Here is a 22865-nt window from a genome sequence, read left to right as displayed (position 1 = left end):
GATCAGGCGTCTTCGCGCATCAGTTGTTCTACTGCATCCACCACATCCTGGACGGTACGCACCGTGCGGAAGGTTTCCGGCTTAATTTTACGGCCGGTACGTTTTTGCAGGTGAACCACCATATCGACGGCATCAATGCTGTCGAGTTCAAGATCTTCATAGAGACGTGCCTCAGGATGGATATCCTCAGCGGCAATTTCGAACAGGCTGGTGAGCAGCGAAGCCACTTCCTGATAAATCTCTTGTTTGTTCATCATAAGGTTGTCTCCGCTTTCAGCCGCGCTGTTGGTTGACGAACGCTGCCAGCGTCGCAACAGAGAAGAAGTGGGCACGCAGGGTTTCACTCTCCGCAGAAAGTGCCACGCCATAGCGATTTTTCACTGCCAGGCCAAGTTCCAGTGCATCAATGGAGTCCAGCCCCAGTCCGTCGCCAAACAGCGCCGCGTCGGTCTCTATATCATCGGAGCTAAGGTCTTCAAGGTTCAGCGTGTCGATAATCATCTGTTTGATATCGTTAATTAATAAATCCATACCGGTTTTCGTCTTACCTGTTCTGGGGGACCAGCGCCTGCTCTAAATGGCGGGTCAGGCGACGCGCGGCCAGCGGCTGCGCATCGGGATTGCTTTCACAAAACGACTGACTGTCGATTCGCGTTTGTACTCGCACGGTAAACAGCGGTTTAACCGGCGGAATCTGATACCAGCGGCTCTGTTTATCGAGCATCCGCTGGCTGCAGGTGATGTGAACCACGCGCAGATCACATCCGGCACGCACCGCGATATTGGCGGCCCCACGCTGCAGCGTCAGCGGCTGACCATAGCGGGTACGGGTACCTTCCGGAAAGATCAGGATGTTGTCGCCGCGCGCCAGTCGCTGCTGACTGTCCGGCAGCAGCGTCTCTGCTTCACTATTGATCAGATAGTCGGCGGCGCGGATCACCCCACGCATAAAGGGGTTCTTTTGCAAATCGGCCTTAACCAGACAATCCATCTCCGGCAGTACCGAGGCGATCATCACGTAGTCGATCAGTGACGGATGATTAGCGACAATCAGGCAACCGCGATCCTGCAGCAGCAGATCTGCCCCTTCAATCCGGTAGTCGTAGACCCCGGTCATCCGGCAGAACCGCAGAAAGCAGCGGAAACTCAAAGCGATAGCGCGTCTGGCCAGCAGGCGGCGGCGCAGAGAGTCGCGCTGCACCAGCAGCAGCAGATTGAAGCCGACCAGTGACAGCAGCAACCCACCAAGGCCAAATAGCGTAAAACTCACCGCCGTCATCATTAGCCGCCAGCAGTAGTTAACGCGACTGCCCGCGAACAACGCCGGTTGTGAACAATCAGCCATGATTTCTCTCCCAGTGCCATGTCAGGCGTTCGCCTGGCAGGCTGAAGGTGGTCGATTCCGCCAGCCACTGCTGCAGAAAATGCAGGCTCTGCGGCAACCGCGGTTCTGCGCGCTCCTCTTTTCCGGCGCGGCCCGTACAGTACAGCTCTTCGCCCGCACGCAGCAGCAGCGCCACCGCATAGGGGACATTCACGCACTGTTCCGACAGCCACGGCAGATAATAATCAGGCACGATACCGTCAAAATCGACCAGCAGTACCTGCTGATAACCCGACTGATGCAGAGCACTGACTTCAATCAGCCCCTGCTGAAAAGAGTCCATGCCTGCCGCAATAGAGGTGGAGACTAGTGGCGCTTTTGCCGCAATGGTCAGACTGCCGACCGCCGAGTTGTGAACCGACATGGCGAAATCCGTGGGGGACATGGCCTGCTGATCCGCCAGGGTGGTGAGAATACGCAGATTACGCTCCAGTTCACCGTGACGACTGGTAAACACGATCGCGTCAACCTGCTGACGCGCCAGCAGCGCCAGCCCGCACTCTACTGCCGCACGACTGCCCCCGCTCAGACGACGTGCTGTCATCATCGGTAAAAATTGCGGCTTTGCCATCACCTCAGTCGGGTCGATAGCCATGCCCTGTTGTGCCCAGTTCTGCCAGGCCTCGCGTCCGTGTAATCCCGGAGCCAGAGCCTGCCAGTCGACCAGTGAGTAAGTGAGTTTCATCTCAACACTCTTTTCGTCATACGTGTGGAGTCGGCGTTCATCGGATCGTCACCCCTACCCTCAGCAAAAAAGTGCGTACCGGAAATCCTCTGCCGATCCCGCATCGGGGATTCACGGTAGAGGTTTATTTGGTGGTTCAGCAATAGCAGCTCATCTGATTTGTCGGCCGGATGCCGGCGATCTTTATGCTCCGATCGTCTGTTGGCAAATCATTGCGACAGCGCACGCATTACTGAGCGGCCATGGCCGAGAGTCGTAACTGAATATCCTGATCGAGATTGGCAATCCAGCGGTTGTAGTTATTGTGGATCTCACCCTGTCCCGCTTTCAGGTTTTCACTGCTGACATAATCGATGCGGTAGTTCTGGCTGGTATAGGTGATGCGAATGGTCGCCACGAAATCACGCTGGGCCAGACGGCCATTGATCACGCCAGGAGAAACAGGCGTCATCACCCATTTACGGCCAATGCCCGCTTCAATGATCGCCAGTTTCATCTGGTTATCGGTGTAGCGCTGAGTCAGGGTCTGATTCACGTTATGAATCGGTGCCGTACGCGCGCAGCCGGTTAATAACACAGCAGCGACGACTAATGTAAAAAATGTATTTTTATTCATGATGAATCCCTTCTTTTATTATTTATATTAATTAGTTATGTGAATAACTTGCCGTGCGCAGCCTGAACTTTTCGTGCGCTTTTCCGTCTGGCTGGCTTAAAACCCGCGCATGATACCATCGAATGTAAAGACAGGTAAGCAGAAGTATGCATGGGTTTTTAGTGGTTATTTGGGGGATTAAAGCGGGGTAAGATGCGCAGTCATAGCCACAGCGCAGAGGCCGATCCTGGCCGCAGAAACTCTGGCTGCGGCTGGATCGGACCAGGCAATTACGGTGTGGAGGCCGGTGTCCAGCCACCGCCCAGCGCGCGGTAGAGATCGATTTGCGCCAGCAGCAGGTTATTTTTGACCGTCACCCGATTGAGCTGAGTTGAGAACAGGGTTCGCTGCGCATCCAGTTCATCCAGATAAGAAGCGTAGCCGTTCTGATAGCGATTGCGGGCAATGCGCAGCGCCTCCGTTACATAGGCTTCCTGCTTTTGCAGCTCCTGGAGCTGTTCCTCACCCCGTCTGATGGCATCGATGGCATCGCTGACTTCCGCGAAGGCGTTGCGTACCACTTTTTCATAGCCATAGAGTGCCTGATTGCGCGTCGCCATGGAGACATCCACCTGCGCCGTCAGCGCTTCACGGTTCAGCAGCGGCGCCAGAATGCTGCCGCCGACGCTCCACAGCCGGAACGGGTCATCCGCCAGCTGATGCAACACCGAACTCTGCAGGGTGCCGGTGGCGGTGAGATTCAGCCCTGGCAACAGCTTCGCCCGCGACGATGCCAGGCTCGCATCTGCGGCCAGTAACTGACGCTGTGCCTGCACAATGTCCGGACGGCGATTGAGCAGCTCTGAGGGTAACAGTGACGGCATCTGCTGCGGTAAGATCTGGTCGAACTGCTGATGACGGGCGATGCTGCGCGGATTCATGCCCACCAGAATGCTCAGCGCATTTTCCTGCTGGGTGATTTGATGCTGCAGCTGCGGCATCTGCGCTCTGGCTGACTGATATTCCGAGGCCGCCTGCATCCACTCCAGTCTGGAGGTGTAGCCGGTTTCAAACTGACGCTGTGCCAGCTTCAGGGAGTTGTTGCGGGTCGCCAGTGTCGCCTCCGTCACCCGCAGCTGTTCATCCAGCGCGCAGAGGTTGAGATATCCTGACGCCACCGAACTGGCGATGGTCAGCTCGGCGGCAGACGCGGCAGCCTGCTGCGCCGCTAAGGTCGCCTGTGCCGCCGAAATGCTACTGCTGCGCGCTCCCCAGAGATCGACCTCATAGTTCGCCTGTAGTAAGCCCTGGAAAACATCGGTTTCATACGGCTGGCCCGTCACTGAAGAGAGCGTGCGCTCGCGGGTCGCAGCCACCCCGGCGCTCAGCGTCGGAAAGTTATCGCCCTGCGTGGCGCGCAGCTGGGCGCGATACTGATCGACCCGGGATCGTGCCGTGAGAATATCGGGATTATTGCGTAGCGCCTGGGTCACCAGCCGGTTGAGATATTCATCATGAAACGCGCGCCACCACGCCGCCTCCGGTGCGGCAGAAGGACCGACACTATTACGCCACGCGTCGGGGATCGGCAGAGAGGACGGTGCCTTTTCAACCTGGGTGGCACAGCCTGTCAGCAGCAGCGCCATCACACCGATCAGTAAGCGAACCCTCATGGTGCGCCCTCAGGAGCGGGCTGGGCGGCGGTGTCGATATTTACTTCGACCGACATACCCGGACGCAACTGATGCATATCCTGATCGTTGATGCGGATGCGAACCGGAATACGCTGTGCGATTTTAACGAAGTTGCCGGTAGCGTTATCAGGCGAAATGGCGCTGAACTCCGAGCCTGCGGCTGGTGAGATAAATTCCACCTGCCCGTTAAAGCGTTTGCCATCCAGCGCATCGACCCGAATTGTTGCGGGCAGGCCGGGACGAATATTGGCCAGCTGGGTCTCTTTCAGGTTCGCGATGATCCATTTGTGATTGGGTACCACCGAGGTCAGGCGCGTACCGGCCGTGACATAAGCACCGGTGCGAACCGACAGTTGACCAAGCTGGCCATCGTCGGGCGCAGTAATCCGGGTATTCGCCAGATCGATCTCTGCCAGCTCCAGCGCAGCGCGGGCGCTGTCGACATCGCCTTCCAGCGCGTCGCGGTTAACGATGACGGTTTGCAGATTCTGTTCGGCGACAGCGATCTGCGCCGCCGCCTGACGCACCTGCGCCTGGGCCTGGGCGTTTGCAGCGCGGGCGGCGTCACGCTCGCGCACCGACAGCGATCCATCCGCCGTAAGATTTTCAACGCGCTTCAGATCAAAGCCGCTTTTCAGCGCCTGGGCTTTGGCATTCTCCAGCGCCGCTTTATTGCTCTGAATCGTCGCTTCAGCGCTGCGCCGCTGCTGCAGATTATTGTTGAGTGCAGCCTGCTTCATCGCCAGCTGCGCCTGCGCCTGATGCACCCGCTGGCGATAGATACGGTCGTCAATCGTCATCAGCAGTTGCCCTTTTTTCACCGGCTGCAGGTCAATCACTTCTACCGAAGTGAGATAGCCATTAACCTGCGGACTGATAAAGGTTACCTGACCGCGCACATAGGCGTTTTCGGTACTTTGTATGGCGCTGGTGAAGGGCCAGAGTTGCCAGGCGTAGAGAATAACCAGTACGCCAATCACCACAATGCCGCTGCCTGCGGCAATAGAAAGAATACGGCGGCGATTCGCGCGCTCACGTTCCGCCGCCTGAAGCTCATCCTGCTGACTCATTGTTTCTCCGTTGATTCCTGTAACGCGGCCAGCTGTTGCTGCTCGCGCAGGTTAAATTGCGCCTGACGCCAGTCAAGATAGCGGCGTCGTGTTAAACGCCAGATCACCCACATCAGCGTGACCAGGGCCAGCGCGGCAGTTAACAGGTAGGTGTCGTTATAAGCGAGCACGTTGGCCTGCAGTGTGGCAACTGTCTGTAGCTGGCTGGTGCTCTGCGCGCCGCGCAGAACGTCGTCACCCACCAGCGAATTAAACAGCGCATTGTACTGGCTGAGCCGCTCGGTAACGTTGGGATCGAGCAGTGAGAGCTGATCGCCCAGCAGGCTGGAGTGATATTTTTCCCGCCAGACCTGAAACGTGCCCAGAATCGCCGAGCCAATCAGCCCGCCCAGGTTCTGACTCATGCCAAACAGCACCACAAAGCTCACCAGATTTTTCGGCTGCGTGACCACGCTGCCAATGCCCATCAGCATGGCGGGAGCCATGAAAAATGCGCTGCTGAAGCCCAGCAGAAACTGGCTGAAATACATCTCGGGGCCACGGGTCAGTGGACTGGATTGCGCATCCATCAGCGAGGCGATAATCATCACCACCAGCGACGCGACAATCGGCCAGTTAAGATGCGCAGGCTTGATGGTCAGCGCACTGGCAGCGATGCCCACGATAACCCCGGCCATGATCGCCAGCGCCAGACCGCGCATCTGATCGTTCTGCAGACCGATCTGCTGCAAAAAGCCGACCGCACCGGTGTTCTGCTCCGCCAGCACAATACGGATCATGATCATCACAATGCCCAGCCGCACCATCATGCCGCTGCTGAGCCAGCGGGTATTAATCAGCGGGTTGCGCCGGTTATGTTCAATGACGATAGCCGCGACAATCAGCGTCAGGGCAATCGCAGTACAGATACCGAGCCAGGGCGTGGTAAACCACCACTCAATACGGCCCAGCGTCAGTACACCGCACAACAGCGCCATGCCGGGCGCCAGCAGGATAAAGGTGACGAAGTCCATCTTCTCAAACGTTTTGATGCGATCGCCCGGAGGCAGTTTCACCAGCAGAACTCCACCGAGCGCAATCAGCGCCAGACCGAGTTCAAACAGATAGAGACCGCGCCACTCATTGAGCTGCAGTAATTCCGACGAGAATAAGCGGGCCAGCGGGATAGCCAGTTGCGAGACCGTCAGGCCTATCACCAGCGCTTTCAGCCTGTGTTTCGCAGGCCACGCCTGTACCTGATAGTAGATACCCAGCGAGCTGAGCGCCGCAGCTACCATGCCGTGGGCCGTGCGCACAACGATCGCAGAACTTAAATCGTTGGCGAACAGATGAAAGAACGCCACCAGCACATAGAGCACCAGAAACGCTTCGGTAAAGACACGCAGACCAAACTGCTGACGGAACTTCACCAGCAGCAGGTTAATGGAGATATTGCCCATCACGTAAACCGCAGGCAGCCAGGCAATTTCATTTGACCAGGCCCCAAAGGTGCCCTGCAGATTAACCAGGTTCGCCGTAACCAGCGCATTACTCAGCGCACCGGTCAGCGAAATCAGTAAGCCGATCAGGCCAAACGCCAGACGTTTTGGCATCGGATGCAGCGGGGTCGAGGGCGAACCCGGCAGCATCGGTTTTTCATGCGGCAACCACTCGCGTGCAGCGTAGGGATTTCGCTTTGCCACTGCTACATACTTCCCATGCGGCTCAGCAGTTGTTGCAGTACGCGCTCGGTGACGGCCAGATCCTGCGGATCGATATCGGCCAGCATTTCAGTACGGAGTGCATCAGCTTCGGTTTTCACTTTAGCAAACGCTTCGTTGCCCTTTTCTGTCAGCACCAGGTGACGTTTGCGGCGATCTTCCGGCGGCTGTACCCGCGTCAGCAGTGACTGTTTGACCAGCCGATCCACCAGCGGCACCATGCTGGCATCTTCCAGTCCCAGCAGCTGCGCCAGTTCGGTCTGAGTCATGCGTTGCGGTTCACTGGCAATCAGCCCGATGGCCATCCAGCTGCTCATGCTTAAGCCGCTATCTTTGAGGTGACGATCCACCGCCAGCCGCCAGGCGTGGGCGGTCAGATGCAATAAATGGGTAAAGGTACGCGTATGCTGAGACAAATGTTAGCAGCCTAATAGTAAGACATCTAATTGAGTGGAAGCGTTATTATACGCAAAGCGAAACACGATTGAAAAGCGTCCGGTCTGTTAAAAATTAGTGGAACACGTCAGAATGTCCAGAGGCCGTAACCGGGAGCCGGATAACATGAAACAGGCATCACCAAACTGGGTCGATCTGCGTCGCGACGCCGTGAGTGGTATCGAGGCCCTGCGCGCCCATTTTACCGGCCACGCCTATGACCCGCACTGGCACGACAGTTATCTGATTGGCGTGACCGAGCAAGGTGTACAGCAGTTTCATTCGCGACGCAAACAGCATCAGAGTCGTCCCGGAACGGTCTTTATGCTTGAGCCGGAGGAGCTGCATGATGGTGATGCCATCAACGACAGCGGTTTTACCTATCGGATGCTCTATCTTACGCCACAGCAGATTGCCCGCCACCGCGCCCCTGAGCAGACAGATGCACCCTCACCGCGTGAGCTGCGGTTTGCCGCCACGCTGCGCGATGACCGCCCGCTGGCGTATGCCGTCTGGCACGCATTTGATGCGCTGTGGCACAACCATCCTGCCATCATCAAAGAGGCAGCGATGGATAGGATGCTGAGACAGCTCACCCCGCACCAGCAGTGGTCCCTGCCCGCGCAGCACACAGACAGAGATGCCCGGCTGGCGCTGCAGGCGCGTGACTGGCTGATTGCCCATCATGCGGATAATCCCGGTCTGGCACAGATGGCACAGCATCTTCAGACAGATCGCTTCCGGCTGTCGCGCCTGTTTCAGACGCACTGGGGTTTGCCGCCCCACGCCTGGCTGGTGCAGTGGCGACTGAGCCAGGCACGACGCCAGCTGGCGCAGGGCCAGCCTGTCGCCGATGTGGCCGCTGCGCTGGGTTTCGCCGATCAGAGTCATCTGGGCCGCTGGTTTAAGCGCGCCTGCCAGCTTTCCCCCGCCCGTTATCAGCACGCCTGCACAAATCTTCCAGACCCGGGCTGAGTCACTTGCCACAATGCGTTTTTTTCGTCAGGAGAAGCGCAATGCAGGACAAACGATGTGTGATGATACTTAATGCCGCTCTGCCGCCAGGCAAAGCGACCAACGCCGCCGCCGTGATCGCCTTAACCCTGGGACAGCGCCATCCGACATTGGTTGGTGACGCGCTGGAGGATGCAGAGAAACACCCCTCACCCGGTTTGATTACTACCGGCATTCCGGTGCTGGCTGCCTCCGACCAGGAGCTTAATGCTTTGCGGGAACAGTGCGAACAGGCAGAGTACGATCTGGTGCTGTTTCCGGAAGCAGGCCAGAGTACTACCGATTATCAGGCGCTGTGTGAGGTACTGCGGCAACAACCCCGACAGCAGTGGCGTCTGCTGGGGCTGGCTATCGTCGGCGATAAGAAAGCGCTGCGTAAGCTGACGGCAAAACTGGCGCTTTTCAGTTAGTTTTTCAGCGGGAAGCAGGCTAAAACTTCCCTTACTCCTCCGTTTCATCAGCCGAACCCATCGTTTGTATAGGTTATTTGTACAGATTTGGGTTCGGATTAATCCTTATAAGTTGCTGATAAGTTATTAATAGCACATTTTGTCAAAGGATCTGATTGTACAGATTGCCCTTCATTGTATAAGTTTACTGCCATGAGTTGTCATGCGACTCTGTAACGAATGATGCACTTGCGTCGCCTCTGAAGGTGTCAGTGGATTTCCACCTTCAGAGGTTATTTTTTATCTGCTCAGTTTTTGCAGCTGGCACCATCGCATCTGTCCATGTGATGGTTTTTTGATCGATTTTGTCCTGACATCCGAACCGGAATCGGGCTGTTTTGAAGGGCTTACACATGCAATATATTCTTCCCCGGACCAATCAGGAAATTGCTGATTACTTTAATCCTGCCGCCAATAAGCCAGCCAGCGAGATGGAAATGCTGGGTATCCTTGTTGCAGAAATCCTGCAATCAGGCATGCCAGTGAATAATAAAGCCATTATCTCAAAGCTTATTCACCGGCTGGAACTGGAAAGCGACAGGGAGATGCTGGACATCCACCGGCAGCTGCTTGACCTGGTGGTACATAAAACCCCGGACGATTTTTCACTGTAATCGCGACTCCACGGAGGGAGTCACCCGTCTTTTTCTGGCAACTTCGCCAGTCGCCCGGTACTATCTGCCCCTCACCATTGTCCCAATCTTCCCGCCCCTCGCGCGGGAGCAAAACAACTAAAGAGCCTGCAAGACTTTATGACTCAGACCAATGATGTTGCTGCAACCGACGTTGTGGCGGGCGATATCAGTGTGGGGCGCGTTCTGCGTTCGCCTGCGCTGCTGACCCGTGAATGCCTGGCCGGTGTGATTACCGCGCTGGCGCTGATCCCTGAAGTGATCTCTTTTTCCGTTATTGCCGGTGTCGATCCGAAAGTCAGTCTGGTCGCCTCGGTGGTACTCTGCCTGACGCTGTCGATACTGGGCGGTCGTCCGGCAATGGTCACAGCAGCAGCGGGTTCCGTGGCGCTGGTGATCGGGCCGATGGTCCATCTGCACGGTGTCGAATATATTCTGCCGGCAGTGGTGATGGGCGGTGTGATTCAGATTCTGTTTGGCGTCGCCGGGCTGGCGCGCATGATGCGCTATATCCCCCGCTCGGTCATGCTGGGATTTGTGAATGCACTTGGCGTGCTGATTTTCTTTGCTCAGGTGCCGCACGTCTGGGGTCAGTCATCCCTGGTGTGGATCTTCTTTGCCGTCACCCTGGCTATCGTGCTGTTGTTGCCGCGCCTGTTAAAGAGTGTTCCTTCACCTCTGGTCGCCATTGTGGTGGTGACTGCGGTCGCACTGTTAATGGGTTATCGCATGCCGAACGTGGGCGATGAAGGGCCAATGAGTCCCGGCCTGCCCGGTTTTAACAGTCTGCTGGTGCCGCTTAACCTGCAGACCCTGCAGATTATCTGGCCCACCGCACTCAGCATCGCTTTTGTCGGGCTGATGGAGTCACTGCTTACCGCCAAACTGGTTGATGACCTGACCGATACTCCCTCCAGTAAGCGACGTGAAGCGTGGGGCCTTGGGGTAGCAAATATTTTTGCCGGTTTTTATGGCGGCATCGCCGGGTGCGCGATGATAGGTCAGACGATTGTTAACGTTGAGCTGGGCCGGGCACGCAGCCGTGTCTCCACCCTGGCCGCCGGTCTGGTGCTGCTGTTGCTGGTGACCGGACTCAGCCGGATTATGGCGCAAATCCCGATGGTGGTGCTGGCCGGGATCATGATGGTGGTGGCGGTGAAAACCGTTAACTGGCATAGCCTGCAGCCAGCTACCCTGAAACGTATGCCGTGGTCAGAAACGCTGATTATGGTGCTGACGGTGGCTGTGACGGTCTGGACAGGTAATCTGGCGCTGGGCGTGCTGGCTGGGGTGATCCTCGCGATGCTGCTGTTTGCCCGTCGTATTGCGCACGTTATCCATGCGGAACGCCAGCTGAGCGCCGATGGCAGCTCAGTGCGCTATGTGGTGCGTGGTCCGCTGTTCTTTGCCAGCAGCAACGATCTGTTTGAGCATTTCGATTATGCCCATGACCCGAAAAAAGTGACGATCGATTTAACCCACGCACAAATCTGGGATGCATCCAGCGTCGCGGCACTGGATGGCATTGAGTATCGCTATCAGCGTTATGGTGCAGAGGTGACCATTGAGGGGCTGGATCCACGCAGTACTGATTTCCATCAGCGCCTGACCGGTAATTTCGGCTAAGAGGGTGCGTTCTGCTGCCTCTCCGGCAGCAGAATTTACTCAGCCTGTTGTCGGCGCGCCCGGTAACGGCCCACCATCGTAATCAGCGCCTGATAGATTAAACCGGCGTAGAGACTTGTCAGAACCGCCAGTCCAGGCTCCTTGCCCTGCTGCTGCCATGACATAAACCACATGAATACGCCCCACAGAACAGAGAATACCAGCCAGCCGCGGACGAACTTCATCATGCCATTCATAACAACTCCTCTTAAATGAAGCGCTACCTTAGCGTGCTCCTGCCCGCAACGCATTCCCGCCTTGCAGGAGTTGAGAGGCGTCTCAAATAATCGCCATTAATTTACGTTATGCAGCGGACGCCCGACGCTGACTGCGCGATTTTTTGTCGATTCTCTATACTTTACGTTCCGCTTACCTGATCAGGGAATTACGATGAAACGTACGGCTTATCTGTTATCGACGCTGGCTATTCTTGCTAGCCTCACCGCCTGTGCACCGCCACCGCCGGGCAGAGATGCCCCACCACCGCCAGGCGGACAGCAGCCGGTTGGCGCACCGGGTGGTGTCGGTCCGGCAGGACAACCGCAGGGATAATGTATTTCAGGCCAGCCTGTCTCGCAGGCTGGCTAGTGCCGAAAGGCGCAGCCGCAGGCTGACATCTCACCCGGAATGACTTTGCCAGAATGAGAGTGACGCTGCTGTAATTGCCCCTCTTCATCGCTGTTTTCTGCCTGCTGACCCAGCCAGCGATCTAATGCGCGGCCGATGATTTGTCTGACGTCCGGTGACCAGCTGGTAAGATGCCAGGTCGGACTGCGGGCTTCCTCAGTGTCACCAAACCCTGCCACCGCCAGATGCATACCCTGACCAAAATCTCGTACTGCCTGTATCGCACCAAACGCCAGCAGATCGCTTTCACAGAAAAGTGCCTGAATGCGCTCAGCGGCACGGGTCTTTTTCAGATACTGCATCATCGCCTGATAAGCGCCGTCACGGTCGTCAGCGGCAGCAGTGAGTTCTGCATCCAGCGTCATGCCTGCCGCCTGTAATGTGGTGCAGTAGCTCTGCTTCTGCGCCACGTCACCGGGCTGGATCTGCAAAAAGCCAAACCGCTGATGCCCCTGTGCGAGCAGTAACGCTGCTGTCACTTCGCCCGCCCGCAGCGCATCCGCCTGCCATTCAGGCTCTGCGTCAATCTCCAGCACCGGCAGATTACAGGCACTGATGGCCTTGTTTCCGGGCAACAGCAGCAGACCCCGCAGCGCAAGGGGCGTCGCCTGCTGGATGAGAGCTGTCAGTGCCACGTCAGTTTCGGCATTCAGCAGCACCGTGATAACCCCGCGCGCATTGAGCTGGCGCGTGACCTCATCCAGTATTTTCTGTTGAGAGGGATTGCGCAGCTGGCTGGCGACAACGCCGATAATCGGGGGTAAAGCCGGTTCCGTTAAGTCAGGAATAGACGGTGTACTCATTGGCGTTAGCTTCTCTGAGACGGCAAACAATCCTCCACTTTACGATAAGCCAGGGTGTTTCAACAGGTTACAGAGTTCGATGTGGGCCGCAAAAATGAGTGAAATCAGATGTAACTGAGTTTGCGGTGGCAGAGCAGCAGGCGTTAAGAAGAGGCGAGAGAAGGACCGGGCAGCAGGAATTGAACCCGCATCGTCAACCCATTAAGAGTTGCAGTAATACCTTTATACCATGCCCGAAAAGTTTGCCTGGAAAGCACACTGTGTAGACTGTAGACAAGGTTAGTGCTCCTTTCAGAACTGACAAGCGCAAGCGGCGTGTTTATTCAGCAATCGCTGCTTAAACCCATAAACCAGGCGCGGGCACCTGCAGACATTGATTATTCCGCTAACCTTAAATTTCAGGCAGCCTGTCCCGCCCGGGACGTATGGCCAAACTTATATAGAGGTCAAGACTATGCCTTCAGGACAATTCTACGTGGTTGATCAGCCCGAACTGAGTTTTACCGCCAACTATCGTCTGGATAAGGTCAATGACAAACCCTTTGCCTCGCGGATGGTTCTGGAGATTCAGAAGCAGTCGCAGCCAACAGATGCATTCGATGCTATCAGCATCGGGCATGAAGTGACCTTTGTTTCATCCAGTGGAGAGGCGCAAAGAATGGTGCTGGTAAGTGATACAGCTGATGAGCTGGTGTTCAGCTCCCGCGGCTGACGGCGGCTGATACCACCAGTCGGATGTTTCGTCACCGTCGCGCCAGATAACAGACACAAAAAAACCGCCCTTGGGCGGTTACGACATTACTGCATATTACTTTGTTTTATTCTTTTTCTGCGGCAGAAATATGGTGCCCGGGGCGGGACTTGAACCCGCACAGCCTTACAGCCGAGGGATTTTAAATCCCTTGTGTCTACCGATTTCACCACCCGGGCAGGGTGTAACTGGAGGCGCGTCCCGGAGTCGAACCGAGGTACACGGATTTGCAATCCGCTGCATAGCCACTCTGCCAACGCGCCTTAAACTGATGTGCCGTCAGGCTAACCTGACCTGCGAATCTGGAGCGGGAAACGAGACTCGAACTCGCGACCCCGACCTTGGCAAGGTCGTGCTCTACCAACTGAGCTATTCCCGCAATTTCAGCAACTTCGTCGAACCTGCTGATTTTATTTATCTTCTGGCAGCCTGGCTGCCGTTCGATGCGTTGCATTCTACTTAGATGACGCAATGAGTCAATAAAATTATCCTCACAGCGTGTCCGTTTGCTGCTTTTTAAATCGTATCGATCACGGTTCGAGCAGATCGCCGCGCGCAGCGCTTAAATACTGGAACATAGACCAGAAAGTCAGCACTGCAGCAATGTATAACGCGACTACGCCAACCGCCACAACGGTAGCATCAGGACGCCACAGTAAGGCAAACAGGGAGAACATCTGAGCGGTGGTTTTCACTTTACCAATCCAGGAAACCGACACGCTGCTGCGTTTGCCAATCTCCGCCATCCATTCACGCAGCGCAGAGATAATGATCTCGCGGGCAATCATAGTGGCTGCAGGCAGCGTAATCCACCAGGCGTGGAAATATTCCGCCACCAGCACCAGCGCAATCGCCACCATCACTTTATCCGCTACCGGATCGAGAAACGCACCAAAGCGCGTCGTCTGCTTCCAGCGGCGCGCCAGAAAGCCATCAAACCAGTCGGTGATGGCAGCAAAAACGAAAATCAGTGCGGTAGCCAGCGGCGCCCAGGTGAACGGCAGATAGAAAGCCAGCACAAAGAACGGAATGAGCACGACTCGAAACAGGGTGAGACACGTCGGGATGTTTAATTGCATATGCCGGTAACTGTCTGGATATAGGTAAAATTTAGCCTATGTTCCTACATTGCCCCCCCTGTTTCAATGCTAGTGTTTCAACGAGTAGTATATTTTTTCTGCCAGCGCGCGTGAGATGCCAGGTACATTGGCGATCTCCTCCACTGACGCATTCATCAGCGGCTGCAGGCCCCCCATGTACTTAAGCAGTTGCTGACGCCGTTTCGGCCCTACGCCTTCGATGCTTTCCAGTGCGCTGGTGTTCTTTACTTTGGCTCGTTTTTTACGATGACCTGAAATGGCATGATTGTGAGCGTCATCACGAATGTGCTGAATTACATGCAGTGCTGGCGCATCCGGTGGCAGCGAAACACCCTCACCTTCCGCCTCAAAGAACAGCGTTTCCAATCCGGCTTTACGGTCGCTGCCTTTGGCGACACCGAGTAAAATGGGCCGTTTTTTGTCCCAGGGCACATCCAGCTCCGCGAAAACCTGCTTCGCCTGAGAGAGCTGGCCTTTACCGCCATCGATCAGAATCACATCCGGGATTTTATCTTCTTCAATCGCTTTACCATACCGGCGTCGTAACACCTGATTCATGGCAGCATAATCATCGCCCGGCGTAATGCCGGTGATGTTATAGCGACGATAGTCAGCACGCAGCGGACCATTCTGGTCGAACACCACACAGGAGGCGATGGTCTGCTCACCCATGGTGTGGCTGATATCGAAACACTCCATGCGCGTGATCCGGTCGAGCTCAAGAAACTCTGCCAGGGCCATCAGCCGCTGATGAATCGTGGAGTGCTGCGACAGACGTGTGGTTAATGCCGTCGCGGCGTTAGTGCGCGCCAGCTTAAGATAACGGGCGCGATCGCCGCGCGGCTTGCTCTGGATATTCACCCGGCGTCCTGCCAGTGCACTGAGCGACTCCGCCAGCAGCTCACGCTCCGGCAGGGTAAAGTCCAGCAGAATATCACCCGGCAGCGTGCGTGCCTCGCTGCCCTGCAGATAGAACTGCCCGACAAAGGTCTGAACCACTTCGGCCAGGTCGGTATCCACCGGCACTTTCGGGAAATAGCTGCGGCTGCCCAACACTTTGCCCTGACGGATAAACAGCACGTGAAGACAGGCCATGCCTGCTTCATATGCCACACCCATCACATCCAGGTCATCACCCTGATTGGAGACAAACTGCTTTTCGGTGATACGGCGCACAGCCTGAATCTGATCGCGCAGTCGTGCCGCTTCTTCGAAGCGCAGGCCAATGCTCGCCTCTTCCATACGTTTGACCAGCTGATTGAGAACCTGATCGTCTTTACCGGCTAAAAACAGGCGTACGTAATCCGTCTGCTGCGCATACTCCTCTTCACTGACCAGGCCCGCGACACAGGGTCCAAGACAGCGACCGATCTGATATTGCAGACAGGGCCGGGAGCGATTGCGGTAGACGCTGTTTTCACACTGGCGGACAGGAAAGACTTTTTGCAGCAGGCCCAGCGTCTCGCGCACCGCATAGCCGTTGGGGAACGGGCCAAAGTATTCGCCTTTGGCATGCTTTGCACCACGGTGCATTGCCAGCCGCGGATGGGTATCGCTGCTGAGAAAAATGTAGGGATATGATTTATCGTCGCGCAGCAGTACGTTATAGCGCGGCTGATAGAGCTTAATGTAGTTATGCTCAAGCAGCAGCGCTTCGGTTTCGGTGTGGGTAACGGTGACATCGATGTGCTGGATATTGCTGACCAGCGCTTCGGTTTTGCGGCTGCCGACCTGAGTGCGGAAGTAGCTGGTGAGACGCTTCTTCAGGTCTTTGGCTTTGCCCACATAGATGACGGTGCCTGAAGCGTCATACATGCGGTAAACACCGGGTTTGCTGGTTACCGTACTCAGAAAGGCTTTGGAATCAAAAACGTCATTCACTACTGATTAACGGCTCCGCATTATAGAGGCCATGTCGAATGGCCAGATGCGTTAACTCTACGTCGCCACTGATATTCAGCTTACTGAACATCCGGTAGCGGTAACTGTTAACGGTTTTAGGACTGAGATTTAACTGCTCGGAAATTTCCGTCACCTTTTGTCCCCGGGTGATCATCAGCATAATCTGCAATTCCCTTTCCGACAAACAGCTGAAAGGCGATTCCGCTTTTTGCGGCTCAATCTGGCTCAGCGCCATCTGTTGAGCAATGTCTGACGCGATGTAGCGCTGACCGGCATTTACCGAGCGAATCGCATTAATCACTTCCTGTGGCGCCGCCCCTTTACTGAGGTAGCCTGCTGCACCCGCCTGCATAACCTTCGCAGGCAGCGGATTTTCCGTGTGAATGGTCAGCATGATAATTTTGATATCAGGATTATAACGCACGATTTTGCGCGTCGCCTCCAGTCCGCCGATCCCCGGCATGTTCATATCCATGAGGATCACATCAACCTGATTGGCACGGCACCATCTGGCTGCATCCTCGCCACAGTTGACCTCTCCGACCACGGCCAGACCTTTCACATCCTCCAGGATGCGACGGATACCCGCGCGGACAAGTTCATGGTCATCAACAAGAAGCACACTGATCAACGGGGAAACTCCAGAGGCTAAAAAAGAAGAAGTAATTCACGATTTCAGGCATCAATCATACCCGCTTTTACCTCAAAAGCACATCAACAAAGCAAAACAGTGTAAGCATTACATGATTGCTGTCAGGCCCGTCCGGAAGAGATTAACCGGCGGTGATGATAAAAGATCGGATCGCGAAAAAATAAATAAATGTTATTATTTTCAGTGGATTAACACCGTCTCACTTTAAGGTTTAGTGCTGTACATCCTCGCCACGGCTGAGTTGATGAAGCCTGTGATTACTTTCAGAGATTGATTAGTTGTACTGGACAAACCAGCCTTTGAAGGCGAAGCGAAGCGCCCGTCTCAGCAACTTACTGCCCCTGTGATATACTCACGCACTGCTGTTCGGACAAATTGCCGACACGTTGTCATTCACCAAGGAGAAACGCATGAGCGATGAAGATTTTGCAACTTCCCAAGAAGCCCGGAAATTAGCGGATGAAATCGCAGGCCTGAAGATGATGATCACCCTGATTCTTAAAGGTATGGGACAGGCTGATGCCGGAAAAGTGATTATTAACATGGAACGCTATGTGCAGACGCTGGGCGATAAGCCTCAGGCGGAAGTGTTCAGCAATACCATCAAACAGATCAAAACAGCCTACCGTCAGTAAGCTTTTTTGCCCCCAGCAGCGGGGGCAAATACGCTAACTGTGCGCCTGCCAGTTAACCGACACGCCCAGCGTTGGCAACACCTCTTCCGGGCTGAAACGACGTGTTCCCCGATATTTCTCTGCCAGAGCGGGCTGAACGACCGGAATACGGATCGCAAACAGATTATCTTCTGACAGAATGAGTCCCGGCGTCAGCGGCTCATACACCACGCCATGCTCTTCAAACATCTTCTCCAGCATCGGCGTTGCCGAACTGATGATGTATTCCATGCCGTTCAGCTCTGCCAGCTGTACCGCGTGCCAGAGAATGTTCAGCGGCAGTTCCGCGTCGACTTCCAGCCGTGCCGAGAAGCGCGACATCTCCCACACTTTCTCATGGCTGAAAGGCAACACAATGCCTTCACTCTGCTCAGGTTCGAACCAAGGCATCAGACGCGCGCAGCCACTAATGCCCTCACGTGCATTCCATGCGATTAGCCAGGTGACATCTGATCGATCGTAGCGATCATACTCCTGTCCTGGCGTGCTCAGGCGCGGAGGGATTGACCACCCTTCGCCACGCGCAAAAACGCTATAACGGTAGCTGCCGAGTTCGGCAAGCAAAGAGGATGGCATATCCTTTAATTGCGTTTGCACTATTTTCATCATGCGCCTCTGACATCCCCATGTTTGCAATGATTTCTTTGCGCCAGCCTGGCAAAGCCCCGGCGCAGGGTAGACAACAGACCTGTACAAAGGAACTGCCAAATGTAGCAGTTGTGTTATGTTCAAATCAGTCCGATTGCCGCTGCGTAGCAGGCAATCTGCGTTTTATTGGAAACATTGAAACGCTTTTGCATATTTTTTTGGTGAAAGTTAACGGTATGTTCAGAGATGGATAAAATAAGTGAAATTTCGACCGCCGTTTTTCCTTCGGCTGTCCATTTCAGAATTTCCAGCTCGCGCTGACTAAACGCTTTTTTTAGTACCATCATTGCATCATCGCTAAAGCGCTCCAGCGTATCCAGGCTTAGTTCCGCTAAAAGGTGTAGTTTCACCTCCAGCTCAGCATGGCGGAGCTGGACAGAAATGGGCTGTTGCGATGATATAGATAATATACCAATGACGCGATTTGGTGCCATTGCGGAGCAAGAAAATCCGCTCTGCAGCCCATATTCTCTCGCCTCATGCCAAAGATTGCCGGCGTCAGTGAACTGTTCCTCAATCCAGGCCATCCCTCTTCCCGGTCGCTGACACAATGTAAGCACCGGATCGACAGCGTAATAATTCTGCTTCTCATAACGTTTAACCCATAATTTGGGATAAGTGCTATGTAAATGAATACGCGGCCAGGTAAATGGCACCGGATGCTGAATCAAAAAGGCAAAATAATCGAAGCCCAGTGATTCAGTAAACTGTTGCAATAACGTCTTCAACTCAAAAGAAGCCGTTAATGCCTGAAATTTCTCTTTCACCTCACTTCGCCAGGCGAAATAGTTTTCAGTACTCATATTACCTCAGCGTTAATTTCACTCGCCCTTCCGGTATTATTCATTCGGATTCATCGGATAAATTAAATTAACAGCAGAAAATTAATTTATCGTTGAGGTGAATCCCTCACCCTCTGCAGCGCATAAAGTCCTTCACCGTTATGACGGAGTAAAAAAATGCCCCTGCCCCTGTAACGTGAGGCCGGCCACAGCAATTTCAATCACCCCAGGAGAATAAGATTTTTCTGATAGAAATTCAATCCCTGCCGATGAATTGAATTTCATCTCAGTAACTGGAGAGCTGCTGGAAATATTAAATCGTCTACAAGGCATTGAGTAAATAATGCGTAAACAAAGCGTTAATTACATCTCAATAAGCGAAGCGGCAGCGGAAAACTGCTGACATATTTTTTATCAGGAAATAAGCTCTGCTCTTCAGGCGATGCCGCATTCCTGTGATGAGTCCCCCTACACTGCAGCACGCGCCTCCCAATCCGGAAAAGCTAACGGGTTCACGGACTGTACCTGCGACCTCTCAATGCTGATTCTGCTCCTCTTGCCGTTGCTGCCCGATAGGCGTAACGAAGGGCTGTGTAATAACAATATTCTGCGAAAATCCTGCCCGACTGCGTCGACTAGCGGACGAGTGGACCCGCTCAGCCTTTAAGCAGTTTTCTAGACTGCGAATAATCTGAACCAAAAGCGGTGCATTAAAAAATCAGCTTTATTTATCTTCTGCCTGAACGCAATACGTGGCTTAGATCACTATTTATGCTGACAGTACGTTATGGCAGCAATACGCTCAACCCTGACTCTATTTTAGTCATGAAAATCACTTTGCCGATAGTCACGCAACTAAATCACTGAAAAAAATTGCAACGGGTAAATTCCCGATTGTTATTTGATGCTGCATGCTTTATGGATGCAATTAATTTCTCTTAATTCACTTTTTAGTATCGTGAATTAATTTCATCCTGACGTTGCTGGCACTGTTCAGATGAGACGACGAAATTTTAATTCTGACTGCATTGATGAGCACTTTTCTTTTGTAATTTATGGACCTGAAAAAGGCTGCCTGATCAGCCTCCTGATTTGCTGCTGGTTCATTGTCAGGTGTGGCCGCGCTGGCAATGATAACTGGATTGGTTTTTCCCTTACCGGCTGTTTAATTCTTAATCAAACACGGTATTGATCCTGCCTGATGATTTATCGGCAGTAGCCGGCGCCACGCATACCCAGATGAAAATGTGAGGCGTGCGCGGCGTTGTAGTCCGGCCCCAGCGCATTGCCGAATACGTCACAGCCACCCCGCCATAGCGTGTGCAGCATAGCCGCTTTCTCTTCTGGCTGTTGCCAGTGACGACTGACCTCAAGCCGCTGGCCATCATCCAGCTGGAAGCCGGTCACATCCCAGGCATCGGCGGTGGCATGCTCACTGAGCCGCCCCTCTGCGCGGTGATAAATATTACGACAGGCATAGCTGCCAACATGAGTAATTCGTACCAGTGGACTATGCATATCCCGGGCGATCTGGTCCCGACTGCGCAGGGCATACATGGTGCTGGCGACCGCCATTGGACAGCTGGCGAGAAAACTGCTGCTGAGGCTGACCGGGCCAAATTTCTGAATTCGCAGCGGATGGCCGATCGGACAGTTGCCTGTGACGGCCGGACGCTCGCTGAAACTCACCCAGCCCGCCTGTTGGGCACGACGCATCACCGCCAGACATGCGTCGGGATCCTGGGTCAGCCTTTTCATCTTTATCTGCGTCATCCAGCCAGGGGGATCGGTGACGGAGAGTGGTGTAAAGGGATTGAACTGCGGCGGGAGATGCTGCTTAAGCCAGGGTAAGCTGACCCATCCCAGCGCAATTAACAGCAGAAACAGGATAAGCGTACGCATAATTCCCTTTGCAGCATAATGATTAATAAATAAAAAGTGTAGAAGCACATTCCGCTTCATGCCGTCTGCCTGACAAAACGTGATGAATAATTACCCAGACTGACGCAGGATTGAACGAAACCGTCCGTTATAACGGCTTACGGAGCGTCAGGCTTCACAATTGATAAAAAAGCGTTACCCGATTCCGGCCCTCTTCCTCTATCTTATGCCCACTCGCCCTCTGGGCAGACGCGTTTACTAACAGCCAGCAGAGCTGACACAACATCAAGACAGGAAAGACAATTCTATGGTTGATCAATCTAAAGAAACCGCACGCGCCCACGACGCGCCCGACAAGCTACAGCGCAACCTGCATAATCGCCATATTCAGCTGATCGCCATAGGGGGTGCTATCGGTACCGGCCTCTTTATGGGTTCCGGTAAAACCATCAGTCTGGCCGGGCCCTCGATCATTTTCGTCTATATGATCATCGGCTTTATGCTGTTCTTCGTGATGCGCGCCATGGGCGAGTTGCTGCTCTCTAACCTTGAGTACAAGTCTTTCAGCGATTTTGCCGCGGATCTGCTTGGGCCGTGGGCAGGCTATTTTACGGGCTGGACTTACTGGTTCTGCTGGGTGGTAACCGGCATCGCTGACGTCGTGGCCATCAGCGCCTATTTCCAGCTCTGGTTTCCGGGCTTCTCGATCTGGATGAGCGCCCTGCTCTGCGTGGTGGTTTTTCTGGCACTGAACATCGCCACGGTTAAGCTGTTTGGTGAGATGGAGTTCTGGTTCGCGATAATCAAAATCGTCGCCATTGTCGCGCTGATCGTCACCGGGATTGTACTGGTCTCGATTCACTACCCTTCACCCGGCGGTGGCACCGCGGCGCTGAGCAACATCTGGGATCACGGCGGAATGTTCCCGAAAGGACTCAGCGGCTTCTTTGCCGGATTCCAGATTGCGGTGTTTGCCTTTGTCGGCATTGAACTGGTCGGAACGGCAGCGGCTGAAACCCACGATCCACATAAAGTCTTACCGCGCGCGATTAACGCGATTCCGCTGCGCGTCATTATGTTTTATGTGCTGGCGCTGATGGTGATTATGGCGGTGACGCCGTGGACCCAGGTCATGGCCGACCGCAGCCCGTTTGTTGAGATGTTCGTGCTGATTGGCCTGCCTGCTGCGGCGAGTATCGTTAACTTTGTGGTGCTGACCTCTGCTGCCTCTTCAGCCAACAGCGGCATCTTCTCCACCAGCCGTATGCTCTATGGCCTGTCGCAGCAGGGCGTCGCGAGCCGTGCGTTTGGTCGTCTCTCTGCCCGAGCGGTCCCGACTACCGGCCTGTTCTTCTCCTGCCTGTGTCTGCTGCTCGGTGTGGCGTTGATCTACCTGATCCCGGATGTGATGAAGGTCTTTACGCTGGTGACTACCGTTTCAGCCATTCTGTTTATGTTCGTCTGGACCATCATTCTGTGCAGCTATCTGGCTTACCGTAAAAAGCATCCTGAGCGCCATGCCAAATCGGCCTTTAAGATGCCACTGGGCAAATTCATGTGCTGGGTCTGCATGGCATTCTTTGCGTTTGTGCTGGTGCTGCTGACGCTGCAGGAAGATACACGCCAGGCGCTGATGGTCACGCCACTCTGGTTTGCGCTGTTGGGTGTGGGCTGGACGTTGCGTCATCGCCGCAGCCGCTAATCGCTGACGGCATGTAAAAA

General features: G+C 54.6%; 25 protein-coding genes and 4 tRNA genes. 8 read left to right on the top strand and 21 right to left on the bottom strand.

Translation table 11 applies throughout. The annotated features are described in order from the left end of the window. Window positions 1-2: 2 nt before the first annotated feature. The 9 genes from FA92_RS05550 to FA92_RS05510 all read right to left on the bottom strand — a co-directional run bounded on the left by FA92_RS05550 (window position 3) and on the right by FA92_RS05510 (window position 7544). On the bottom strand, window positions 3-257 hold the full coding sequence (locus FA92_RS05550; protein WP_033782585.1) for an acyl carrier protein: 255 nt from the start codon (window positions 255-257) through the stop codon (window positions 3-5). Window positions 258-273: 16 nt separating this feature from the next. Beyond that, window positions 274-531, bottom strand: coding sequence for a phosphopantetheine-binding protein (locus FA92_RS05545; protein WP_033782584.1), 258 nt, complete (start codon window positions 529-531; stop codon window positions 274-276). Between the two features lie 13 nt (window positions 532-544). Then, window positions 545-1345 (bottom strand): lysophospholipid acyltransferase family protein, encoded by an 801-nt coding sequence (locus tag FA92_RS05540; protein WP_033782583.1) that lies wholly within the window; start codon window positions 1343-1345, stop codon window positions 545-547. Beyond that, window positions 1338-2069, bottom strand: a complete 732-nt coding sequence (locus FA92_RS05535) for a beta-ketoacyl synthase chain length factor (protein WP_033782582.1) — start codon at window positions 2067-2069, stop codon at window positions 1338-1340. Before FA92_RS05535 ends, FA92_RS05540 begins: the two co-directional genes overlap by 8 nt. Before the next feature lie 229 nt (window positions 2070-2298). After that, window positions 2299-2685 carry a hypothetical protein gene (locus FA92_RS05530; RefSeq protein ID WP_033782581.1) on the bottom strand — a complete coding sequence of 129 codons (387 nt, stop codon included), beginning with the start codon at window positions 2683-2685 and terminating at the stop codon, window positions 2299-2301. Window positions 2686-2954: 269 nt separating this feature from the next. After that, window positions 2955-4337: an efflux transporter outer membrane subunit gene (locus tag FA92_RS05525; protein WP_033782579.1), complete on the bottom strand. Its 1383-nt coding sequence runs from the start codon at window positions 4335-4337 to the stop codon at window positions 2955-2957. Continuing rightward, window positions 4334-5428 (bottom strand): HlyD family secretion protein, encoded by a 1095-nt coding sequence (locus tag FA92_RS05520; protein WP_033782577.1) that lies wholly within the window; start codon window positions 5426-5428, stop codon window positions 4334-4336. Before FA92_RS05520 ends, FA92_RS05525 begins: the two co-directional genes overlap by 4 nt. After that, window positions 5425-7110 carry an MFS transporter gene (locus FA92_RS05515; RefSeq protein WP_033732217.1) on the bottom strand — a complete coding sequence of 562 codons (1686 nt, stop codon included), beginning with the start codon at window positions 7108-7110 and terminating at the stop codon, window positions 5425-5427. Before FA92_RS05515 ends, FA92_RS05520 begins: the two co-directional genes overlap by 4 nt. A gap of 2 nt (window positions 7111-7112) precedes the next feature. After that, the gene (locus FA92_RS05510) at window positions 7113-7544 is read right to left on the bottom strand and encodes a MarR family transcriptional regulator (RefSeq protein WP_013357394.1); all 432 of its coding nucleotides are present in this window, start codon (window positions 7542-7544) and stop codon (window positions 7113-7115) included. A 145-nt stretch (window positions 7545-7689) separates the two neighbouring features. On the opposite strand from FA92_RS05510, the gene FA92_RS05505 reads away from it, so the two are divergent. The 4 genes from FA92_RS05505 (at window position 7690) to FA92_RS05490 (ending at window position 11284) form a co-directional block, all read left to right on the top strand. Then, window positions 7690-8538 carry an AraC family transcriptional regulator gene (locus FA92_RS05505; RefSeq protein ID WP_033782575.1) on the top strand — a complete coding sequence of 283 codons (849 nt, stop codon included), beginning with the start codon at window positions 7690-7692 and terminating at the stop codon, window positions 8536-8538. A gap of 41 nt (window positions 8539-8579) precedes the next feature. Further along, on the top strand, window positions 8580-8987 hold the full coding sequence (locus FA92_RS05500; protein ID WP_033782574.1) for a DUF2000 domain-containing protein: 408 nt from the start codon (window positions 8580-8582) through the stop codon (window positions 8985-8987). A gap of 392 nt (window positions 8988-9379) precedes the next feature. Continuing rightward, a complete protein-coding gene (locus FA92_RS05495) occupies window positions 9380-9640 on the top strand; it encodes a biofilm/acid-resistance regulator YmgB/AriR (protein WP_033782572.1) in 261 nt (86 codons plus the stop codon). Window positions 9641-9778: 138 nt separating this feature from the next. Then, window positions 9779-11284, top strand: coding sequence for a SulP family inorganic anion transporter (locus tag FA92_RS05490; RefSeq protein WP_033782570.1), 1506 nt, complete (start codon window positions 9779-9781; stop codon window positions 11282-11284). Between the two features lie 35 nt (window positions 11285-11319). On the opposite strand, the gene FA92_RS05485 is transcribed toward FA92_RS05490, so the two are convergent. Beyond that, the gene (locus tag FA92_RS05485; protein WP_013357389.1) at window positions 11320-11520 is read right to left on the bottom strand and encodes a DUF6404 family protein; all 201 of its coding nucleotides are present in this window, start codon (window positions 11518-11520) and stop codon (window positions 11320-11322) included. 193 nt (window positions 11521-11713) lie between these two features. On the opposite strand from FA92_RS05485, the gene FA92_RS23420 reads away from it, so the two are divergent. Beyond that, window positions 11714-11875 (top strand): hypothetical protein, encoded by a 162-nt coding sequence (locus FA92_RS23420; protein ID WP_197061484.1) that lies wholly within the window; start codon window positions 11714-11716, stop codon window positions 11873-11875. A gap of 32 nt (window positions 11876-11907) precedes the next feature. Here the strand turns inward: FA92_RS23420 and FA92_RS05480 are convergent, their stop codons facing one another. After that, window positions 11908-12753, bottom strand: coding sequence for a substrate-binding domain-containing protein (locus FA92_RS05480; protein ID WP_033782568.1), 846 nt, complete (start codon window positions 12751-12753; stop codon window positions 11908-11910). 164 nt (window positions 12754-12917) lie between these two features. Beyond that, window positions 12918-12990, bottom strand: a tRNA-Lys gene (locus FA92_RS23220). A 217-nt stretch (window positions 12991-13207) separates the two neighbouring features. On the opposite strand from FA92_RS23220, the gene FA92_RS05475 reads away from it, so the two are divergent. Further along, window positions 13208-13465, top strand: a complete 258-nt coding sequence (locus tag FA92_RS05475; RefSeq protein ID WP_013357386.1) for a hypothetical protein — start codon at window positions 13208-13210, stop codon at window positions 13463-13465. 131 nt (window positions 13466-13596) lie between these two features. Here FA92_RS05475 and FA92_RS05470 read toward each other — a convergent pair. The 6 genes from FA92_RS05470 to uvrY form a co-directional block, all read right to left on the bottom strand. Next, window positions 13597-13683, bottom strand: a tRNA-Leu gene (locus FA92_RS05470). Between the two features lie 10 nt (window positions 13684-13693). Then, window positions 13694-13767 (bottom strand) — tRNA-Cys (locus FA92_RS05465). Between the two features lie 40 nt (window positions 13768-13807). Further along, window positions 13808-13883 (bottom strand) — tRNA-Gly (locus FA92_RS05460). A gap of 151 nt (window positions 13884-14034) precedes the next feature. Beyond that, window positions 14035-14583, bottom strand: a complete 549-nt coding sequence (gene pgsA / locus FA92_RS05455) for a CDP-diacylglycerol--glycerol-3-phosphate 3-phosphatidyltransferase (RefSeq protein WP_013357385.1) — start codon at window positions 14581-14583, stop codon at window positions 14035-14037. Window positions 14584-14652: 69 nt separating this feature from the next. Further along, window positions 14653-16485 carry an excinuclease ABC subunit UvrC gene (gene uvrC, locus FA92_RS05450; RefSeq protein WP_033782567.1) on the bottom strand — a complete coding sequence of 611 codons (1833 nt, stop codon included), beginning with the start codon at window positions 16483-16485 and terminating at the stop codon, window positions 14653-14655. Then, entirely contained in the window at window positions 16478-17137 is a 660-nt protein-coding gene (uvrY, locus tag FA92_RS05445; RefSeq protein WP_013357383.1) for a UvrY/SirA/GacA family response regulator transcription factor, read from the bottom strand. Before uvrY ends, uvrC begins: the two co-directional genes overlap by 8 nt. A 431-nt stretch (window positions 17138-17568) precedes the next feature. On the opposite strand from uvrY, the gene FA92_RS05440 reads away from it, so the two are divergent. Further along, entirely contained in the window at window positions 17569-17793 is a 225-nt protein-coding gene (locus tag FA92_RS05440) for a DUF2594 family protein (protein WP_003849983.1), read from the top strand. A 33-nt stretch (window positions 17794-17826) separates the two neighbouring features. Here FA92_RS05440 and FA92_RS05435 read toward each other — a convergent pair whose 3' ends face one another. The 3 genes from FA92_RS05435 to FA92_RS05425 all read right to left on the bottom strand — a co-directional run bounded on the left by FA92_RS05435 (window position 17827) and on the right by FA92_RS05425 (window position 21164). Next, window positions 17827-18438, bottom strand: a complete 612-nt coding sequence (locus tag FA92_RS05435; protein ID WP_033782566.1) for an acyl-homoserine-lactone synthase — start codon at window positions 18436-18438, stop codon at window positions 17827-17829. A gap of 122 nt (window positions 18439-18560) precedes the next feature. Beyond that, window positions 18561-19283, bottom strand: coding sequence for a transcriptional regulator SdiA (sdiA, locus tag FA92_RS05430; RefSeq protein ID WP_033782564.1), 723 nt, complete (start codon window positions 19281-19283; stop codon window positions 18561-18563). Between the two features lie 1185 nt (window positions 19284-20468). Beyond that, on the bottom strand, window positions 20469-21164 hold the full coding sequence (locus tag FA92_RS05425) for an extensin family protein (RefSeq protein ID WP_013357380.1): 696 nt from the start codon (window positions 21162-21164) through the stop codon (window positions 20469-20471). A gap of 286 nt (window positions 21165-21450) precedes the next feature. Between FA92_RS05425 and cycA the strand changes: the two genes are divergently transcribed. Further along, window positions 21451-22845, top strand: a complete 1395-nt coding sequence (gene cycA, locus FA92_RS05420; protein WP_013357379.1) for a D-serine/D-alanine/glycine transporter — start codon at window positions 21451-21453, stop codon at window positions 22843-22845. Window positions 22846-22865: the final 20 nt, after the last annotated feature.

Source organism: Pantoea sp. 9140 (assembly GCF_000745295.1).
GTDB lineage: Bacteria > Pseudomonadota > Gammaproteobacteria > Enterobacterales > Enterobacteriaceae > Pantoea > Pantoea vagans.
This window is presented reverse-complemented; position numbering and strand designations above follow the sequence as displayed.

Excerpts from the sequence above, each read along its gene's own strand:
- FA92_RS05525 (WP_033782579.1), bottom strand. The coding sequence starts at position 4,337 with ATGAGGGTTCGCTTACTGATCGGTGTGATGGCGCTGCTGCTGACAGGC.
- FA92_RS05500 (WP_033782574.1), top strand. The coding sequence starts at position 8,580 with ATGCAGGACAAACGATGTGTGATGATACTTAATGCCGCTCTGCCGCCA.
- FA92_RS05550 (WP_033782585.1), bottom strand. The coding sequence starts at position 257 with ATGATGAACAAACAAGAGATTTATCAGGAAGTGGCTTCGCTGCTCACC.
- FA92_RS05440 (WP_003849983.1), top strand. The coding sequence starts at position 17,569 with ATGAGCGATGAAGATTTTGCAACTTCCCAAGAAGCCCGGAAATTAGCG.
- FA92_RS05475 (WP_013357386.1), top strand. The coding sequence starts at position 13,208 with ATGCCTTCAGGACAATTCTACGTGGTTGATCAGCCCGAACTGAGTTTT.
- FA92_RS05435 (WP_033782566.1), bottom strand. The coding sequence starts at position 18,438 with ATGAAAATAGTGCAAACGCAATTAAAGGATATGCCATCCTCTTTGCTT.
- FA92_RS05480 (WP_033782568.1), bottom strand. The coding sequence starts at position 12,753 with ATGAGTACACCGTCTATTCCTGACTTAACGGAACCGGCTTTACCCCCG.
- FA92_RS05520 (WP_033782577.1), bottom strand. The coding sequence starts at position 5,428 with ATGAGTCAGCAGGATGAGCTTCAGGCGGCGGAACGTGAGCGCGCGAAT.
- pgsA (WP_013357385.1), bottom strand. The coding sequence starts at position 14,583 with ATGCAATTAAACATCCCGACGTGTCTCACCCTGTTTCGAGTCGTGCTC.
- FA92_RS05540 (WP_033782583.1), bottom strand. The coding sequence starts at position 1,345 with ATGGCTGATTGTTCACAACCGGCGTTGTTCGCGGGCAGTCGCGTTAAC.
- FA92_RS05490 (WP_033782570.1), top strand. The coding sequence starts at position 9,779 with ATGACTCAGACCAATGATGTTGCTGCAACCGACGTTGTGGCGGGCGAT.
- FA92_RS05505 (WP_033782575.1), top strand. The coding sequence starts at position 7,690 with ATGAAACAGGCATCACCAAACTGGGTCGATCTGCGTCGCGACGCCGTG.
- FA92_RS05495 (WP_033782572.1), top strand. The coding sequence starts at position 9,380 with ATGCAATATATTCTTCCCCGGACCAATCAGGAAATTGCTGATTACTTT.
- FA92_RS05425 (WP_013357380.1), bottom strand. The coding sequence starts at position 21,164 with ATGCGTACGCTTATCCTGTTTCTGCTGTTAATTGCGCTGGGATGGGTC.
- FA92_RS05530 (WP_033782581.1), bottom strand. The coding sequence starts at position 2,685 with ATGAATAAAAATACATTTTTTACATTAGTCGTCGCTGCTGTGTTATTA.
- FA92_RS05535 (WP_033782582.1), bottom strand. The coding sequence starts at position 2,069 with ATGAAACTCACTTACTCACTGGTCGACTGGCAGGCTCTGGCTCCGGGA.
- FA92_RS05545 (WP_033782584.1), bottom strand. The coding sequence starts at position 531 with ATGGATTTATTAATTAACGATATCAAACAGATGATTATCGACACGCTG.
- sdiA (WP_033782564.1), bottom strand. The coding sequence starts at position 19,283 with ATGAGTACTGAAAACTATTTCGCCTGGCGAAGTGAGGTGAAAGAGAAA.
- FA92_RS23420 (WP_197061484.1), top strand. The coding sequence starts at position 11,714 with ATGAAACGTACGGCTTATCTGTTATCGACGCTGGCTATTCTTGCTAGC.
- FA92_RS05485 (WP_013357389.1), bottom strand. The coding sequence starts at position 11,520 with ATGAATGGCATGATGAAGTTCGTCCGCGGCTGGCTGGTATTCTCTGTT.
- cycA (WP_013357379.1), top strand. The coding sequence starts at position 21,451 with ATGGTTGATCAATCTAAAGAAACCGCACGCGCCCACGACGCGCCCGAC.